General features: G+C 72.3%; 18 protein-coding genes. 9 read left to right on the forward strand and 9 right to left on the reverse strand.

Translation table 11 applies throughout. The features are described 5' to 3' along the window. Nucleotides 1-80: 80 nt before the first annotated feature. The gene (locus EV382_RS10170) at nt 81-1,163 is read right to left on the reverse strand and encodes a substrate-binding domain-containing protein (protein ID WP_130401314.1); all 1,083 of its coding nucleotides are present in this window, start codon (nt 1,161-1,163) and stop codon (nt 81-83) included. 96 nt (nt 1,164-1,259) lie between these two features. Between EV382_RS10170 and EV382_RS10175 the strand changes: the two genes are divergently transcribed. Continuing rightward, complete coding sequence (locus EV382_RS10175; protein ID WP_130401315.1) at nt 1,260-1,724, forward strand: MarR family winged helix-turn-helix transcriptional regulator; 465 nt, start codon at nt 1,260-1,262, stop codon at nt 1,722-1,724. 671 nt (nt 1,725-2,395) lie between these two features. Here the strand turns inward: EV382_RS10175 and EV382_RS10180 are convergent. From EV382_RS10180 to EV382_RS10205, 6 genes are read right to left on the reverse strand one after another with little or no spacing between them, the layout of a single operon-like run. After that, nucleotides 2,396-3,112 (reverse strand): urease accessory protein UreD, encoded by a 717-nt coding sequence (locus tag EV382_RS10180; RefSeq protein WP_130401316.1) that lies wholly within the window; start codon nt 3,110-3,112, stop codon nt 2,396-2,398. Continuing rightward, nucleotides 3,112-3,864: an urease accessory protein UreG gene (gene ureG / locus EV382_RS10185; protein ID WP_130408661.1), complete on the reverse strand. Its 753-nt coding sequence runs from the start codon at nt 3,862-3,864 to the stop codon at nt 3,112-3,114. The genes EV382_RS10180 and ureG overlap by 1 nt, the downstream gene beginning before the upstream one ends. A gap of 19 nt (nt 3,865-3,883) precedes the next feature. Next, on the reverse strand, nt 3,884-4,576 hold the full coding sequence (locus EV382_RS10190) for an urease accessory protein UreF (protein WP_130401317.1): 693 nt from the start codon (nt 4,574-4,576) through the stop codon (nt 3,884-3,886). Continuing rightward, nucleotides 4,576-6,279, reverse strand: coding sequence for an urease subunit alpha (locus EV382_RS10195; RefSeq protein WP_130401318.1), 1,704 nt, complete (start codon nt 6,277-6,279; stop codon nt 4,576-4,578). Before EV382_RS10195 ends, EV382_RS10190 begins: the two co-directional genes overlap by 1 nt. Further along, a complete protein-coding gene (locus tag EV382_RS10200; RefSeq protein ID WP_130401319.1) occupies nt 6,276-6,623 on the reverse strand; it encodes an urease subunit beta in 348 nt (115 codons plus the stop codon). Before EV382_RS10200 ends, EV382_RS10195 begins: the two co-directional genes overlap by 4 nt. Further along, nucleotides 6,620-6,922, reverse strand: coding sequence for an urease subunit gamma (locus EV382_RS10205; RefSeq protein WP_130408663.1), 303 nt, complete (start codon nt 6,920-6,922; stop codon nt 6,620-6,622). Before EV382_RS10205 ends, EV382_RS10200 begins: the two co-directional genes overlap by 4 nt. A gap of 312 nt (nt 6,923-7,234) precedes the next feature. Between EV382_RS10205 and EV382_RS10210 the strand changes: the two genes are divergently transcribed. Beyond that, on the forward strand, nt 7,235-7,639 hold the full coding sequence (locus EV382_RS10210; protein ID WP_130401320.1) for a hypothetical protein: 405 nt from the start codon (nt 7,235-7,237) through the stop codon (nt 7,637-7,639). A 45-nt stretch (nt 7,640-7,684) separates the two neighbouring features. Beyond that, entirely contained in the window at nt 7,685-8,230 is a 546-nt protein-coding gene (locus EV382_RS10215; RefSeq protein WP_130401321.1) for a GNAT family N-acetyltransferase, read from the forward strand. Between the two features lie 34 nt (nt 8,231-8,264). Here EV382_RS10215 and EV382_RS10220 read toward each other — a convergent pair whose 3' ends face one another. Next, entirely contained in the window at nt 8,265-9,437 is a 1,173-nt protein-coding gene (locus tag EV382_RS10220; protein WP_130401322.1) for an LLM class flavin-dependent oxidoreductase, read from the reverse strand. A 186-nt stretch (nt 9,438-9,623) separates the two neighbouring features. On the opposite strand from EV382_RS10220, the gene EV382_RS10225 reads away from it, so the two are divergent. Genes EV382_RS10225 through EV382_RS10250 form a run of 6 tightly spaced genes read left to right on the forward strand, consistent with a single transcriptional unit; the run spans nt 9,624 to nt 15,241 of the window. After that, the gene (locus tag EV382_RS10225) at nt 9,624-10,601 is read left to right on the forward strand and encodes an aliphatic sulfonate ABC transporter substrate-binding protein (protein WP_130401323.1); all 978 of its coding nucleotides are present in this window, start codon (nt 9,624-9,626) and stop codon (nt 10,599-10,601) included. Next, nucleotides 10,598-11,431, forward strand: a complete 834-nt coding sequence (locus EV382_RS10230; protein ID WP_208758359.1) for an ABC transporter permease subunit — start codon at nt 10,598-10,600, stop codon at nt 11,429-11,431. Before EV382_RS10225 ends, EV382_RS10230 begins: the two co-directional genes overlap by 4 nt. Next, nucleotides 11,404-12,135 (forward strand): ABC transporter ATP-binding protein, encoded by a 732-nt coding sequence (locus EV382_RS10235; RefSeq protein WP_130401324.1) that lies wholly within the window; start codon nt 11,404-11,406, stop codon nt 12,133-12,135. Before EV382_RS10230 ends, EV382_RS10235 begins: the two co-directional genes overlap by 28 nt. A 14-nt stretch (nt 12,136-12,149) precedes the next feature. After that, complete coding sequence (locus EV382_RS10240; protein WP_130401325.1) at nt 12,150-13,556, forward strand: selenium-binding protein SBP56-related protein; 1,407 nt, start codon at nt 12,150-12,152, stop codon at nt 13,554-13,556. Then, nucleotides 13,553-14,182 (forward strand): hypothetical protein, encoded by a 630-nt coding sequence (locus EV382_RS10245; RefSeq protein ID WP_130401326.1) that lies wholly within the window; start codon nt 13,553-13,555, stop codon nt 14,180-14,182. Before EV382_RS10240 ends, EV382_RS10245 begins: the two co-directional genes overlap by 4 nt. Before the next feature lie 42 nt (nt 14,183-14,224). After that, a complete protein-coding gene (locus EV382_RS10250) occupies nt 14,225-15,241 on the forward strand; it encodes a methyltransferase (protein WP_130401327.1) in 1,017 nt (338 codons plus the stop codon). Nucleotides 15,242-15,333: 92 nt separating this feature from the next. Here the strand turns inward: EV382_RS10250 and EV382_RS10255 are convergent, their stop codons facing one another. Beyond that, nucleotides 15,334-16,185, reverse strand: a complete 852-nt coding sequence (locus EV382_RS10255; RefSeq protein WP_130401328.1) for an alpha/beta fold hydrolase — start codon at nt 16,183-16,185, stop codon at nt 15,334-15,336. Between the last annotated feature and the right edge of the window lie 14 nt (nt 16,186-16,199).

Genomic DNA, 16,199 nt, shown 5'->3' on the forward strand with positions numbered 1-16,199 from the left:
ATACTTCACGCAGGAAGCATCTTAGGACGGGATCGGGTGGCGCTGTCAAGGGGCCGGCGAGCCTGGTGCCGGTGCCCGGCTCAGAGCTGGGCGAGCACGGTGAAGTCGAGCCCGTCGGCCTCGGCCAGGTAGATGCGCTGACGCACATGCCGCTGGCGCAGCCGCAACCGCCCCCGCGGCCCGTGGTACGCGACGGTGTCGGCGGCCGTCTCGATGGCCCGGACGTCGAGGGTGCGGGCCTGGCCGATCAGTGCGGCGAGCAGCATGACGCCCTCGTAGCAGGACTCCCCCAGGCTGCCCAGCGGCGGCGCCTCCACCCCGAACCGTCGGGCGAACTCGCCGTGGAAGTCGAGATTCTCCTGCGTCACCAGCCCCGCGAAGAAACCCGCCGTGCTGTACAACCTCCGGGTCGCCCCGGCACCGCTGGCCAGCAGCATGTTCTCGTCCATCAGTGTGCTCAGCCGCAGACAGCGCTGATCGAGGCCGGATCGGGCGAACGCGCGGTTGAACCGCACCGCGTCGGCGCCGACCAGCAGCATCAACACCGCGTCCGCGTCACTGTGCTCGATACGGCGCAACACCTCGGTGAAGTCGTGCGCGTCCAACGGCAGGAAATGCCGGCCCACCACCTGCCCGCCGCCGCGCAGCGCGTACCGCACCGCTGCCCGCGACGTCCGGCGCGGCCACACGTAGTCGTTGCCCACCACGAACCAGCGACGCACCCCCTGCTCGGCGGCGAGCAGCCGCATCGCGGGCCACAGTTGGGCATCCGGCGTCTCGCTGGTCAGGAAGACCCCTTCGGTACGTTCGCCGCCCTCGTAGAGTGCGGTGTAGACGTACGGCACCCGGTGCGCGACGCGGGGCGCCAACGCCTGGCGCACCGAGGAGATGTGCCACCCCGTCACCCCCTGCACGGCCCCCACCGACACCAACGCCTCGACCTCGGCGGCCACCTCGGCCGGCGGCGCGCCACCGTCGACCGGCACCAGCCGCACCTCCCGGCCCAGCACGCCACCGCACCGATTGATCTCCTCCACCGCGAGCTGCGCGCAGAGCTCGCAGGTGGGGCCGAACATGCCGGCCGGCCCGCGCATCGGGTAGACCAGCGCGATGCTGACCACGGCACGGTCGACGGTCAGCCACGGCGGTGCCGGCGCGGACATGAGCACATGATTGCCCGGCCCACGACGGAAGACCAGACCTCACCACTGAGCGGGACGGTTCGCTACCATGACAGGGCCACCGGACCAGGGAGTTTCATGTCAGACGTGCCCGGGGCGCCAGCCGACCTGCTGCGCTCGCTCACCCGCGCCGAACGGCTGCTCTCCCGCCGGCTGGGTGCCGTGTTGGCCGACGACGCGCTGAGCATCGAGGCGTGGCGGGTGCTCTGCCTGCTCGCCGACGGCCAGGGCCACCCGATGAGCGAGGTGTCCGCCGAGGCCTCGCTGCCGCCGGGCACACTCACCAAGCTGGTCGACCAGCTCGTCGACCGCAACCTCGTCTTCCGCCGGGTCGATCCGATCGACCGTCGACGGATTCGGGCGTACCTGACCGTTCGGGGCCGCCGCGAACACGCCCGCCTGGACGAGCTGGTCCGGGCCAGCATCGCCGAGTTGGGCGTACCGGACGCCGCCGACCTGGTGAGCCAGCTCGACGACCTGATCGGCCGTCTCGACCCGGCCCGGCAACGGGAGCACGCCGACGCGTTCGGCCCGCACCGCTGACCACTCCCCGGCCCCACCGCTGACCCTTTTCCGGCCCGCACCGCTGGCCCCCTCCCTGGCCTGCGCCGCTGATCCCGCCCCGGCCCGCACCGCTGGCCCCCTCCCAGGCCTGCACCGCTGATCCCGCCCCGGCCCGCACCGCTGGCCCCCTCCCAGGCCTGCACCGCTGATCCCACCCCGGCCCGCACCGACCAACCCCTGGCCGGGCCGCGGTCTCACCCTGCGGCCCAGGTGGCAATGATCGGCTCCGGGTGCCGCAATGATCGCAATGCGGCCTGGCCCTCAGCACCGCCCAATCGCGATCCTGACGCGGCCACAAGCCAGCCCCGGTCAACAAGCCAGCGCCGGCCAACAAGCCTGCCCCGGCCAACGAGCCTGCCCCGCCAACGAGCGTGGCCTGGCCAACGAGCGTGGCCTGGCCAACGAGCGTGCCCGACCCAGCCACAAGCCCCACCCGGCGACGAGCCCCACCCGGCGACGAGCCCCACCCGGCGACGAGCGTGATGTCTGTGAGTCATCACGATGACTCACAGACATCACGCTCTCCGCGGTGTCCGCCTCCGGCACGGCCCAGGGGCCCAGGGGCCCAGGGGCCCAGGGGCCCAGGGGCCCAGGGGCACCGAAGGGGCTTCCTAGCCGGTACCGAAACCTAGCCGGTACCGAACGGCCTTCTAGCCGCTGAGGTGGGCGCGCAGGGTGTGCGCGTCGGGAGCGGTGGCGGTCCACAGGGTCGCCGGGCCACCGGCCAACGGCAGCCGGGCGACACCACCCTCGACCGTCGGAGCTCCGGCGGGCTGGGTCGGGTCGACCACCAGCAGCGACCCGGTGGCCGGGGCGCCGCCGAGCACCGCCGGGCCGGCCCAGCCCGGCGACCGTGGGCCCACCGCGAGGGACTGGCGCAGCAGCGGCCGCCCCGCGTAGTCGACCTGGGTGTGCACGACCGCGCCGCCCGGCGTCTCGCCGTACCGGCCGCAGATCAGCTCGTCGCGCCAGCGCAGGCTCGCGCCGGCGGCCAGCTCGATCCGGGACTCGGCGAGGTGCGCGCAACCGGCTGCCGCGACCAACTGTTCCGGAAGCCAGTGCAGCGTGCCACCGGGGTGCACGACCGCCCGCACCGCCATCCGGGAGACGGCACCCGCGCGGCCCGGCAGGGCGATCGACGCAGCGACGCTGTGCACGCGGACCGCCGCGCCCGCGCCCACCTCGATCTCCAGGCGTAGATCGTCCCCGGCGAGCGGCCCGGCCGCCCCGCCGACGAGGTGCACCGTGGCGACACCACCGTCGGTCGGGGTCTGGCGCAACAGCAGCGGCGTTTCGCCGTGCAGTTCGACCAGGGCGGTGCCGCCCCGACCGTCGGCCCGGGCGACCAGCCGGGCGAACGCTCGCATCAGGCGGGGCCGACCGGGGCGGCGAGCGGGTGCAGAGCGGCGTGGTGGGCCAACTCGTGCCGGATCCAGTCCGCCACCGACGTGGCGGTGGGGTCTCCCACAATGGACAGGAAGAGGGTCGGGAGGTCGCCGCGCCGGGCGCGCGCGTCACGGTCCATGACAGTGAGGTCGGCACCCACCATCGGCGCGAGATCGGTCTTGTTGATCACGAGCAGGTCGGCGGCGGTGACCCCTGGCCCGCCCTTGCGGGGCACCTTGTCCCCGCCCGCCACGTCGACCACGAAGATCTGCCGGTCGACCAACCCCCGACTGAAGGTCGCGGTCAGGTTGTCGCCACCGCTCTCCACCAGGACCAGGTCCAACGGGCCGACCGTCTCGGCCAGCTCGTCGACGGCGTCCAGGTTGGCGCCGATGTCGTCACGGATCGCGGTGTGCGGGCAGCACCCGGTCTCCACCGCGCGGATGCGGGCCGGGTCCAGCACGCCGGCCCGCCGCAGGAAGTCGGCGTCCTCGGTCGTGTAGATGTCGTTGGTCACCACGCCGAGCCGCAGTTCGTCGGCGAAGGCACGGCAGAGCGCGGCCACCAGGGCCGTCTTACCGGAGCCCACCGGACCACCGATGCCGACCCGCAGGGCACGGCCGGCGCGCGCCAACGGCGGATGGGGGTCCACACCCGGCTCCGGATGGGTGTGCGGAACGGTCTCGTCGTGGGGTGGGGCGGCCGGCGGCGGGGTCGGTTCGACGGCGGGCACAGCGTTCGGCACAACGGTGTCAGGACGCAAAGAGACGCACCTCCCAGGTGGCATGGATTTCGGCATGGATGTCGGCGAGTGGAGCGGCGGCGGCCGGCAGCCGCTCCGGTGGGTCGTCGGCGGCGCGCGCCGCGTCGGCGGCCGTGTCGTCGCAGGCGTCGGCCAGGCCGACCAGCAAGGCCTGGACCCGGTACGGGTCGAGGCCGAGCAGGCGTACCCCAGCGCTGGCCGCCCCGGTCACCGTCCCGTACGCGGCGATCGTGGCGGTCTCGACGCGGGACAGCCCCGCCGCGGCGCAGAGCAACCCGAGCACCAGCGGTTGGTGTGCGCCACCGGGCGTCGTGGGCAGGTCGGCGAACGGGGCGTCCGGCCAGATGGTCCGTCCGGCGCGCAGCAGTGCCCGGCCCTGCCGGCGCGAGACCGCCCGCAACGCCGGGGCGGCGGTACGCGCGTCCAACTCGGCGTCGAGTCGAGCCAGCGCCGCCGACCGGGCGGCAGACTCGGCCGACGCCGCCGCCCGGTGCGCGGCCGCCGCGAACGCCGCGCCGACCAGGCCGGCGGTGGCCAACCGTCCGACCAGGAACGCCTCCAACGAGGACAGGTCGGTGACCCGGCCGGCGGCGACGGCCGCCTCCAGACCACCGGAGTGGGCGTGCGCCCCGGCCGGGAAGCGTCCGTCGGCCAACAGCAACAGCAGGCTCGGCGTGGCCATCAGAACAGGAAGTACCGTTGGGCCATCGGCAGCCGGGTCACCGGGTCCGGTTCCACCACCTGACCGTCGATCCGCACGGTGAAGGTGTCCGGGTCCACCTCGATGCGCGGCATCGCGTTGTTCTCCGGCAGGTCGGCCTTGCCCCGCGAGCGCACGTCGCTCACCGGCACCACCCGGCGTCGCACGTCCAGGCGGAGCCCGGCGTCCAGGGCCGCCGGGGCCACGAAGGCCAGGCTGGTGGCGGCCGCCGCCGCGCCGTACGCCCCGAACATCGGCCGCGGCAGCATCGGCTGCGGGGTCGGGATCGAGGCGTTGGCGTCCCCCATCTGGGCGTACGCGATCATGCCGCCCTTGAGCACCAGGTGTGGTCGCACGCCGAAGAACGCCGGGTCCCAGAGCACCAGGTCGGCGAGCTTGCCCGGCTCGACCGAGCCGATCTCCCGTTCCAGCCCGTTGGCCATCGCCGCGCAGATGGTGTACTTCGCCACGTACCGCCGGGCCCGGTGGTTGTCGGCGGCCCCGTCACCCGGCAGCGCGCCGACCCGGTCCTTCATCACGTGGGCGCTCTGCCAGGTCCGCGTGATCACCTCGCCGACCCGGCCCATCGCCTGCGCGTCGGAACCGATGATCGAGATCGCGCCGAGGTCGTGCAGCAGGTCCTCGGCCGCCATCGTGGACGGTCGGATCCGGCTCTCGGCGAAGGCCAGGTCCTCCGGCACGGACGGGTTGAGGTGGTGGCAGACCATCAGCATGTCCAGGTGCTCGGCCAGGGTATTGGCGGTGTACGGCCGGGTCGGGTTGGTCGACGACGGCAACACGTTCGGTTCGCTGGCCACGGTGATGATGTCCGGTGCGTGCCCGCCGCCGGCTCCCTCGGTGTGGTACGAGTGGATCGCCCGCCCTCCGATCGCCCGCAGGGTGTCGGCGACGAAACCGGCCTCGTTGAGCGTGTCGGTGTGGATCGACACCTGCACGCCGGACGCGTCCGCCACCCGCAGGCAGGCGTCGATCGCGGCCGGCGTGGTGCCCCAGTCCTCGTGCAGTTTGAAACCACCCGCACCGGCCCGCAACTGTTCCCACAGCGCCTCGCTGGAGACGGTGTTGCCCTTGCCGAGCAGCAGCACGTTGACGGGCATCGTGTCCAGCGCCTCGTGCATCCGGGCCAGGTGCCAGGCGTTCGGCGTGACAGTTGTCGCGCGGGTCCCCTCGGCCGGCCCGGTGCCGCCGCCGACCATCGTGGTGATGCCACTGGCCAACGCCTCGGTGACGATCTGCGGGCAGATGAAGTGCACGTGGGTGTCGACGGCGCCGGCGGTGAGGATCCGCCCGTTGCCCGCGATCACCTCGGTTGACGGGCCGATGACCAGGTCGGGGTGGACGCCGGGCATGGTGTCCGGGTTGCCGGCCCGGCCGAGCGCCACGATGCGCCCGTCCCGCAACCCCACGTCGGCCTTGACCACACCCCAGTGGTCGAGCACCACCGCACCGGTGATGACGGTGTCCAGTGCCCCCTCGGCGCGGGTGGCCCGGGACTGCCCCATCGACTCGCGGATCACCTTCCCGCCGCCGAAGACGGCCTCGTCGCCGCCGACGCAGTGGTCGGTCTCCACCTCGATCAGCAGGTTGGTGTCGGCCAGCCGGATCCGGTCGCCGGTCGTCGGCCCGTACAGGTCGATGTAGCGGTCGCGCCGCACGGCGCTCACCGCGGCGACCTCTCGGCCGTGGGCGCGTCCGGCGACGGGTCCAACGCTCCCGCGCACTCGCCGCGCAGACCTGGCACGAGGCGTGCGCCGCCGAGCGGAACGAGGTCGACGCTGCGGCTGATGCCCGGCTCGAACCGGACCGAGGTGCCGGCCGCGACGGCGAGCCGCTGCCCCCAGGCCGCGCCCCGGTCGAACGAGAGCGCCGGGTTGGACTCGGCGAAGTGGTAGTGCGAACCGACCTGGACCGGGCGGTCGGCGGTGTTGACCACGAGCAGCGTGGTCACCGGACGACCCACGTTGATCTCGACCGGGTCGGCCGCCGGCAGGATCTCCCCGGGGATCACGGGATCGGGTGGTGCACCGTCACCAGCTTGGTGCCGTCCGGGAACGTCGCCTCCACCTGCACCTCCCTCAGCAGCTCGGGGATGCCGTCCTGGACGTCGTCGCGGCCGAGCACCGCCCGGCCGGCCGACATCAGGTCGACCACCGTTCGCCCGTCGCGGGCCCCTTCGAGAAGGAACGCGGTGATCACGGCGACGGCTTCGGGATAGTTGAGGCGCAGGCCGCGTTCGCGGCGGGCGCGGGCGACATCGGCGGCGACGTGGACGAGCAGGCGGTCCTGCTCGTGCGGGCTGAGGAACACGGGGCTCTCCCGGTGGGTCGGCGTGCTCCGGCTCGCCGTCGGCTCCAGGCGGGAGCCACCCCGGGCAGCAGGGCCGGGACGAGCTGGGGAGTCACACGACCGCCGGGTCACCGTCGACGGGGCGACCCGGGACTCCACCATCCCGGCCCGCACGACGGGCAACCGGCGGTGTCGGGTCGGATGCGGACCGCATCGCCCACCGCTGAGCAGACCGTAGAGGATCGCCACCGACCGAGGCAACCGTCCACTGAGGATCGGCTCGGGCGCCGGTGCGTGTTCCCGTGGAGTGGGCCGACGGGAGATGATCGCCGGATGACGGCGACGAGGGGTACGCGGGCACTGCTCGGTGTTGTGTTCCTGGCGGCGGCCACGGTCGGGGCGTGGATCCTCTGGCTGGGCTGGGACGACGAGTACACGGTCGACGCGCAGACCGGCGCGAGCAGTGGCCCGTACGAGGCGTGGCAGGTGATCGGTTGTGTGTTGACGCTGGTGCTGTTGGCCGGGCTGGCCGGGACGCGGCTCAGCCCGTGGCTGGTGGCCCCGGTGATGGCGGTGGCGTTCACGGCGGTCTGGTCGTGGCGGGCGGCGTCGACCGACGACAGCGGGCTGTGGGTGGTTGGCGGGATTCTGGTGCTGGTCGGGATGGCGGCCGGCAGCACGCTGGTGAGCCTCGCCGGGCGGCGGATCGGCCGACGGATGGCCACCCGACCCACCTAGAGATAAGCGATCGCCCTACGGGCGCCGAAATGCTACGAAGGGGACGTGCCTGACCCGACAAGCTCCCCTGATGCCACGTCCCTCACGACTCCACGGCTGCTGCTGCGCCGCTGGCGAAGCGATGATCTGGACGGGTTCGCCGCGGTCAACGCGCAGCCCGAGGTGATGCGCTACATCCATGGCGGCCGCCCCCTGGACCGGGCCGCGACCGCGGAGCGTCTGGCCACCTATCAGCGGCACTGGGACGAGCACGGCTTCGGCCTGTACGCGGTGGAGATCAGAGAAACCGGCGAGCTGGCCGGTTTCACCGGACTGGGGACGCCGACCTTCCTGCCCGAGATCATGCCAGCCGTGGAGATCGGCTGGCGGTTCGGCCGCGCGTACTGGGGTCGGGGCCTGGCCACCGAGGCGGCCCAGGCAGTTGTCGCCCACACTCGTGCCGAGCTCGGCCTGCGGCGGCTGGTCAGCATCCACGTCGTCGGCAACGAGGCGTCCGCGCGGGTGATGGTCAAGCTGGGCATGTCGCTGGAGCGCGAGACGGTACAGCCGGACACCGGCCGCCAGGTCCGGGTCTACGCGATGGACCTTTGAGCGGCCGTGGCGTCGATTGCCGCGGGCCGGCCGGTCAGCGGGCCCCGGCGGGCTGCGGCGCGGGCGAACCGGCGAACGGGACGTCGACGTTGTCCGGGGCCTGCGGCCCGTCGGGGTGCCGCCACAACCCTCGGTCGCGCAGGATCGGCAGCACCCCCTCCCCGAACCAGTACGCCTCCTCCAGGTGCGGATAGCCGGAGAGGATGAACTCGTCGATGCCGAGGGCGTGGTATTCGGCGATCCGGTCGGCGACCTCGGCGTGGCTGCCCACCAGCGCGGTGCCGGCCCCGCCGCGGACCAGGCCGACCCCCGCCCACAGGTTGGGGGCGACCTCCAGGCCGTCGCGGGAGCCACCGTGCAGGTCGAGCATCCGGCGCTGCCCCTCGGACTCACTGCGGCGCAGCCCCTCCTGCACGGCCCGGATGTCGGCCTCGGAGACCCCGTCGAGCAGGCGTTGCGCCTGCGCCCAGGCCTGCTCGGTGGTGTCCCGCACGATGACGTGCAGCCGGATGCCGAAGCGCAGCTCCCGCCCGGCGCGGGCGGCCAGCGCCCGAACCCGTTCCAGTTTGTCGGCGACCAGGGCCGGCGGCTCGCCCCAGGTGAGGTAGACGTCGCTGTGCCGTACCGCCACCGGGAGCGCGGCGGCGGACGACCCACCGAAGTAGACCGGCGGGACCGGGTCGGGCAGCCGGTGCAGCCGCGCCTGTTCGACGTGGAGGTGGGTGCCGTCGTGGTCGACGGGTTCGCCGCGCCACAGCGCACGCACCACGTGTAGGAACTCGTCGGCCCGCGCGTACCGGGCGTCCTTGTCGAGGAAGTCGCCGTAGGCCCGCTGCTCCTGCGACTCGCCGCCGGTGACCACGTTGAGCAACAGCCGGCCCCGGGACAGCCGCTGGAAGGTCGAGGCCATCTGGGCGGCGAGCGTGGGGGCGAGCAGCCCGGGCCGGAAGGCGACCAGGAACTTGAGGCGCTCGGTCACCTCGGTGAGCATCGCCGTGCTGAGCCAGGCGTCCTCGCACCAGGCGCCGGTCGGGGTGAGCGCGCCGACGAAGCCGAGTTGCTCGGCGCTGCGGGCGATCTGCCCGAGGTACGCCACGCTGGCCGGGCGGGCGCCTCCGGCGGCACCGGTCGGTACGCCGTGTCCGCCGCCGACGATGTCCCGGCTGTCGCCGTTGGTGGGCAGGAACCAGTGGAAGGTGAGGGTCATCTCGGCTCTTTCCGTGCGGGGGCGGCGGGTGGGGTCCGGGTGCGCGCGGGGCGGCGGGCACCTCCTGAGGGGTGGGACGATCCCACCGACACCCTACCCATAAAACCTATCGGGTTAGTAGGCTAATACGGAGGCCGACACCTGTCGATGCCTCACCAATCCGCCTGCCCGACCCGAGGAGCCGCCATGCCCACCCCGTCGACGAGCCGCCCCCCGCAGCGCCGCCTCCGGACGGCCCTGCTCACCACCGTGGCGCTGCTCGCCATGGCCGTGGTGAGCGCCTGCGGCGGGTCCGCCGATGCCTCCGGCGGCGGTGCGAAGCTCCGCATCGGCTACCAACGCTTCGGCGGGCTGAGCCTGGTCAAGGCGCGCAACGCCGCACCGGAGGTGGAGTGGTCGCTGTTCGAGAGCGGCCCGGCGCTCACCGAGGCGCTCAAGGCCGGCTCCATCGACATCGGACAGGTCGGTGAGGCGCCGCCCGTCTTCGCCGCCGCCGGGAAGATCCCGTTCTCCATCATCGGCACCTCGGCGCCGATCCCGCAGGGTGAGGCCGTGCTGGTCAAGGCCGACCGGGGTTACCGCACCTTCGCCGACCTCAAGGGCAAGACGGTGGCCCTCAACAAGGGGTCCAACGTGCACTGGTTGCTGGTCCGGCTGCTGGAGGCGAACAACATGACCCTGAAGGACATCGAGGTCAAGTACCTCAAGCCGGCCGAGGGGCGGCCCGCGTTCGACGGCGGCCAGGTCGACGCCTGGGTGATCTGGGACCCGTACTTCGCCCTGGCCGAGCAACCGGGGGTTCAGGTGCTCGCCGACGCGACCGGCCTGGCCAGCAACCGCGAGTACGTCCTGGCCTCGCCGCAGGCGCTCGACAAGCGCTCGGACGAGATCCGGGCGTTCCTGCAGCGTTACCGCGAGGTGACCGACTGGGGCATCGCCCACCCCGAGGAGCGGGCCAGCACCCTCGCGCCGGAGCTGAAGATCGCGCACGACGTCACCAGCCGCGCGTTGGCCCGTAGCGCCAAACCCCTCGCCCCGGTCACCCCGGCCATCGGCGACGAACTTCAGGCGATCACCGACAGCTTCATCGGCCTGGAACTCATCCCGGGGCCGGTCGACCTCCGATCCCGGGTCGACGACCGGTTCAGCGCGGTGTTCCAGTGAGTCGCACGACGCTCGCCGAGCCGCCCGGCGAGGTCACGGCGGCGGCGCCGGTCGTACCCCCTCGTCAGCGCCCGGCCCGGCGGTGGCGGCGGGTGGTGAGCCCGGTGGTGCTGGTCCTGGGCTGGGAGTTGGCCGCCCGGACCGGGCTGCTGGCGGCCGAGAAGCTGCCCGCGCCCAGCGATGTCCTGGCCACCGGGTGGCGGTTGAGCCGGGACGGCACACTCGGCATCCACCTGTTGGACTCGCTCACCCGCGCCGGGGCGGGTCTGCTGATCGGCGGTCTCCTGGCCCTGGCCCTGGGCACCGTGGCCGGGCTGCTGCGCCTCGGTGACGACCTGGTCGACCCGCCGGTGCAGATGGCCCGGATGCTGCCACACCTCGGGCTGGTTCCGTTGCTGATCATCTGGGTCGGCATCGGCGAATCACTCAAGATCAGCCTGGTGGCGCTGGGCGCGTTCTTCCCCATCTACTTCAACACCTACGCCGGCATCCGGGACATCGACGAGCGACTGGTGGAGGCGGCCCGCACCTGTGGCCTGGGCCAGGCCGCCCGCCTGCGCCACGTGGTGCTGCCCGGCGCACTGCCGTCGCTCTTCCTCGGCCTGCGCCTGGCGATCGGGGCGGCCTGGCTCAGCCTGGTCGTCGGCGAGCAGGTCAACGCCCAGACCGGGATCGGCTTTCTGATGATGGAGGCGCGGGAGTTCAGCCAGACCGACGTGGTGGTGCTCGGCCTGCTCGTCTACGCGCTGCTCGGACTGATATCCGACCTTGCGTTACGGGTCCTGGAGAGGAGGATGTTGACATGGCGTCGCGGACTGCGGGCCACCTGAACGGCACGGCGCCGGTGCTCACCGCCCACGCGGTGCGCCGGGCGTTCGGGCCGACGGTCGTGCTGGCCGGTGTCGACCTCACCATCGCCCGTGGTGAGGTGGTGGCCCTGCTCGGCGGCAGCGGTTCCGGCAAGAGCACCCTCCTGCGGATTCTCGCCGGGCTGGACGGCGACGCCAGCGGAACGAGCGTCGTGCACGGCACCGCCGCGGTGGTCTTCCAGGAACACCGGTTACTGCCGTGGAAACAGGTGGCGGACAACGTCGGGCTCGGGCTGTCCGGTGCGGACGCCGCCGGGCGGATCCAGCGGGCGTTGACCGAGGTCGGGCTCGCCGACCGGCACCGCGCCTGGCCCGCCGAGCTGTCCGGCGGGCAGGCGCAGCGGGTGGCGGTGGCGCGGGCCCTGGTCCGCGAACCGGACCTGCTGCTGCTCGACGAGCCGTTCGGTGCCCTGGACGCGCTGACCCGACTGCGGATGCAGATCCTGCTGCGCCGACTCCGCGCCGAGCACGGCTTCGCCGCCCTGCTGGTCACCCACGACGTGGAGGAGGCGCTGCTGCTAGCCGACCGGATCCTGCTCCTCGACGAGGGCCGCATCGCCGCGCAGCTCCCCGTCGACCTGGGCCCCACCCATACGCCGGACGACCCGGCCTTCGGCGCGCTGCGCCGCCACCTGCTCGACCGACTCGGCGTTCCCACCACCTGACGAGCGGAGCTGCGATGACCCGCTGGACCCCCGACCCCACCTTCTACCCCTCACCCCGGGAGGCGGTGACCGCACCGGCGGAGAAGCTCGCCTACGTGGCGGCCTTCGACCGGACGGCCAGCCGTCCGGACGCCATCGTGGTGCTGGACACCGACCCCGACTCCCCCGACTACGGCCGGGTCGTCGGCTGGACCGACCTGCCGTACGTCGGGGACGAGCTGCACCACTTCGGCTGGAACGCGTGCAGCAGCGCGCTCTGCCCGACCGCCCCGCACCCGCACGTCGAGCGGCGCTACCTGATCGTGCCCGGCCTGCGCTCGTCGCGCATCCACGTGCTCGACACCCAGCCCGATCCGCGCCAGCCGCAGGTGGTCAAGGTGATCGGGGCGGAGGAGCTGGCGAAGCGGGCCGGCTACTCGCGGCCGCACACCGTGCACTGCGGCCCGGACGGCATCTACCTCTCCGCCCTCGGCGGCGCGGACGGCGCGGACGGCCCGGGTGGCATCGCCATCCTCGACCACACCACGTTCGAGGTACGCGGGGCGTGGGAGGCCGACCGGGGTCCCCAGTTCCTGGCGTACGACATGTGGTGGCACCTGACTCAGGACGTGCTGGTCACCAGCGAGTGGGGCACCCCACCGATGATCGAGGACGGCATCATCGGTGAGTTGCTGCTCGGCCGGCGCTACGGGCACGCCATCCACTTCTGGGACCTGGCGAAACGCCGGCACGTCCAACGCGTCGATCTCGGCGACCAGTACCAGATGCCGCTGGAGCTGCGGCCGGCGCACGACCCGACGAAGTCGTACGGGTTCGTCGGGGTGGTGATCAGTGTCGAGGACCTGTCCGCCTCGATCTGGTTGTGGCACCGCGACGGCGACGCCTGGGCGGTCACCAAGGTGATCGACATCCCGGCCGAGCCGGCCGATCCGGCGGACCTGCCCGACCTGCTCAAGCCGTTCGGGGCGGTGCCGCCGCTGGTGACCGACATCGACCTGTCGGTGGACGACCGGTTCCTCTACGTCTCCTGCTGGGGCACCGGGGAGCTGCGCCAGTACGACGTCAGCGACCCGCTGCACCCGGTGCAGACGGGTTCGGTGCACCTCGGTGGGATCGTCCGCCGCACCGCGCACCCGGCCGCGCCGGACGAGGCGTTGGCCGGTGGTCCGCAGATGGTGGAGGTCAGCCGCGACGGCCGGCGGGTCTACGTCAGCAACTCGCTCTACGGCGCGTGGGACGACCAGTTCTACCCCGACGGGGTGGGCGCCTGGCTGGCCAAGCTCGACGTCGACGTGGACGCCGGTGGGCTCACCCCCGACGAGCGGTTCTTTCCGCACGGGGACGAGTTCCGCGGCCTGCGGGTGCACCAGACCCGCTTGCAGGGCGGGGACGCCTCCTCCGACTCGTACTGCTTTCCGTGACCGTCACCACCCTGGCGACGCTCGCCGCGCTCGGCGCGTTCCATGGTCTGAACCCGGCGATGGGTTGGTTGTTCGCGGTGGCTCGGGGCCTTCAGGAGCGCAGCCGGCGGGCGTTGCTGCGCGCCCTGCCGCCGATCGCGGCGGGGCATCTCGCCTCGGTGGCGATCGTCGCCGCGTTGGTCGCCGCGACCCGGTCGGTGACGACCAGCACCGCCCTCGCGGTGGTCGGTGGTGTGCTGCTGGTCGCGTTCGGGCTGTGGCGGCTGCTCTCCGAGCGGCATTTCCGCTGGGCGGGGATGCGGCTGTCGGCGGCGCAGCTCGCCGGCTGGTCGTTCCTGATGTCGTCGGCGCACGGGGCGGGGCTGATGCTGTTGCCGGTGCTGGTGGCCGAGCCGGTGCCCGGAGGTCACTCCGGGCACCTGGCCGCCGCGCCGGTGGGTGCGCTGTCGGGCCTCGCGGCGGCCGGGGTGCACACCGTGGCGATGCTCGGCGTCGCCCTGGCCGTGGCGATGCTGGTCTACCAGGTCCTCGGGGTGGGGGTGCTGCGTCGGGCCTGGTTCAACGTGGACCGGCTCTGGGCCGGGGTGCTGGTGGCCGCGGGGTTGGTGACGTTGCTGCGGGCGTGACCGACCATCGTGGACGGCGCAGAATCGTGATCTGATGTCGTAATGATCTCTCCGACTCCCCTCATGCGCCTGGTGGCCGGTGTGTGGGGGTTCAAGACTCTTGCGGCCGGCGTCGAGCTCGGCCTGTTCACCCGGTTGGCCGGCGGGCGGACGATGACCGTCGAGGAAGTCTCCGCCGAGTTCGGGCTGCCCGACCGGCCCGCGGACCTGCTGTTGGCCGCCAGCGCGTCGCTCGGGCTGTTGGAGAAGGCCGGCGACGGATACCGCAACTCCGAGTTGGCCGAGCAGTTCCTGGTCGAGGGCCGCCCGTACTACTTCGGCGCACAGGTCCGCTACTCGGATCTGCGCACCTACCTGCCCTGGCACCGCATCGGCGAGGCACTGCGTACGGATCGGCCGTTGACCTGGGACCCCGAGGCCCAACAGTCGATGTTCGACACCGTCGACCCGGAGATGCTGGCGCAGTTCTGGGACGCCATGTTCTCCACGTCCAGCTTCACCGCCAGCGCGTTGGCCGACGCGTACGACTTCTCGACGCACCGCCGGCTGCTCGACGTCGGCGGTGGGGCGGGTGCCTTCCCGATCGAGCTCTGTCGGCGCCTGCCCGACCTGCGGGCCACCGTCCTGGATCTGCCGCACGTCTGCGTGCGGGCCCGGGAGCGGATCGCGGAGGCCGGCCTGACCGGGCGGATCGACGCGGTGGGCGGCGACTTCCTCGCCGACCCGGCGCTGCCGGACGGGCACGACGTCATCCTGCTCAGCATGATCCTGCACGACTGGGACGAGCCGACGAACCGGGCGTTGCTGGCCCGGTGCCACGAGGCGTTGCCACCCGGTGGGGCGATCGTCGTCTGCGAACTGCTGCTCAACGACGACCGCACCGGGCCACCGGAGGCAGCGCTGATGGGGATGAACATGCTGGTCGAGACCGAGGGTGGGCGAAACTACTCGGGGGCCGAGTACGCCGCCTGGCTCACCGACGTCGGCTTCGTCGACGTGCGTACGGTGCCGTTCGACGCACCCGGCGCCAACGGCGCGGTGGTGGCCCGCCGGGCCTGAACGCGGACGACACCCGGCCCCGGGTGCGAAACCGTGGGCCGGGTGTCGCAGCGCCGTGCGGGCGCTGGCGTCCGATCGGCTACCGGAACGGATCAGGCGCGAGCCTTGGCCGGCTGCTTCATGAAGTCCATGATCGCCTTGTTGACGTCGTTGGCGTTCGTCCACGGGAGACCGTGCGGCGCGCCCTTGAGCGTGATGAGGTTGGCGGTCGGCATCATCGGCGCGAGCCGCTGGCCGGTCACCGGGTAGGGCAGCACGTTGTCCTTGTCGCCCTGCACGATCAACACCGGAATGTTGATCTTCGGCAGGTCGGGCCGGAAGTCCTCCTGCCAGGCGTCCACGCTGTCGTGGGTGCCCTTGGCGGAGGCCATCGCGCCGATCTGCCAGTGCGCCCGGTACGCCTCCTCGCTGACCAGCTTGCCCTTGTTCTCGCTGTAGTTGAAGAACGCGTCGCAGAACTGGGTCAGGTAGGCGAACCGGTCCTTGATGATGGCGTCCTGGAAACCCTTGAACAGGCTCGTGTCGACGCCCTCCGGGTTGTCCTTCGACTTCGCCAGCATGGGTTGCAGCGGGCTGACCACCACGGCCCGGCTGACCCGCTGCGAGCCGTAGTTGCCCAGGTAGCGGATCACCTCGCCGGTGCCCATCGAGTGACCCACCAGGGTCACGTCGTTGAGGTCCAGCTCGGTCATCAGGACGTCGAGATCCGCCGCGAACGTGTTGTAGTCGTAGCCGAACGTCGGCTGGGCGGAGTTGCCGAAACCGCGCCGATCGTAGGTGATCGTCCGGTATCCGGCGTTGAGCAGCTGGGTGGTCGTCTTCTCCCAGGTCGCCCCGTTGAACGGGAAGCCGTGGATCAGCACCACCGGCTTACCGGAACCGTGATCCTCGTAGTACAGGTCGATGGGCGCGGAGTTTTCCGTCCCCACGGTGATGAAAGGCATGTTTTACTCCTGCT

Origin of the sequence: Micromonospora violae, from assembly GCF_004217135.1 — a bacterium.
Taxonomy (GTDB): domain Bacteria; phylum Actinomycetota; class Actinomycetes; order Mycobacteriales; family Micromonosporaceae; genus Micromonospora; species Micromonospora violae.

What these genes read in the sequence shown, in the direction of transcription:
- EV382_RS10180 (WP_130401316.1), bottom strand. Translation starts at nt 3,112, where the DNA reads ATGCGAGCGTTCGCCCGGCTGGTCGCCCGGGCCGACGGTCGGGGCGGC.
- EV382_RS10190 (WP_130401317.1), bottom strand. Translation starts at nt 4,576, where the DNA reads ATGGCCACGCCGAGCCTGCTGTTGCTGTTGGCCGACGGACGCTTCCCG.
- EV382_RS10240 (WP_130401325.1), top strand. Translation starts at nt 12,150, where the DNA reads ATGACCCGCTGGACCCCCGACCCCACCTTCTACCCCTCACCCCGGGAG.
- EV382_RS10235 (WP_130401324.1), top strand. Translation starts at nt 11,404, where the DNA reads ATGGCGTCGCGGACTGCGGGCCACCTGAACGGCACGGCGCCGGTGCTC.
- EV382_RS10250 (WP_130401327.1), top strand. Translation starts at nt 14,225, where the DNA reads ATGATCTCTCCGACTCCCCTCATGCGCCTGGTGGCCGGTGTGTGGGGG.
- EV382_RS10220 (WP_130401322.1), bottom strand. Translation starts at nt 9,437, where the DNA reads ATGACCCTCACCTTCCACTGGTTCCTGCCCACCAACGGCGACAGCCGG.
- EV382_RS10175 (WP_130401315.1), top strand. Translation starts at nt 1,260, where the DNA reads ATGTCAGACGTGCCCGGGGCGCCAGCCGACCTGCTGCGCTCGCTCACC.
- EV382_RS10210 (WP_130401320.1), top strand. Translation starts at nt 7,235, where the DNA reads ATGACGGCGACGAGGGGTACGCGGGCACTGCTCGGTGTTGTGTTCCTG.
- EV382_RS10170 (WP_130401314.1), bottom strand. Translation starts at nt 1,163, where the DNA reads ATGTCCGCGCCGGCACCGCCGTGGCTGACCGTCGACCGTGCCGTGGTC.
- EV382_RS10255 (WP_130401328.1), bottom strand. Translation starts at nt 16,185, where the DNA reads ATGCCTTTCATCACCGTGGGGACGGAAAACTCCGCGCCCATCGACCTG.
- EV382_RS10225 (WP_130401323.1), top strand. Translation starts at nt 9,624, where the DNA reads ATGCCCACCCCGTCGACGAGCCGCCCCCCGCAGCGCCGCCTCCGGACG.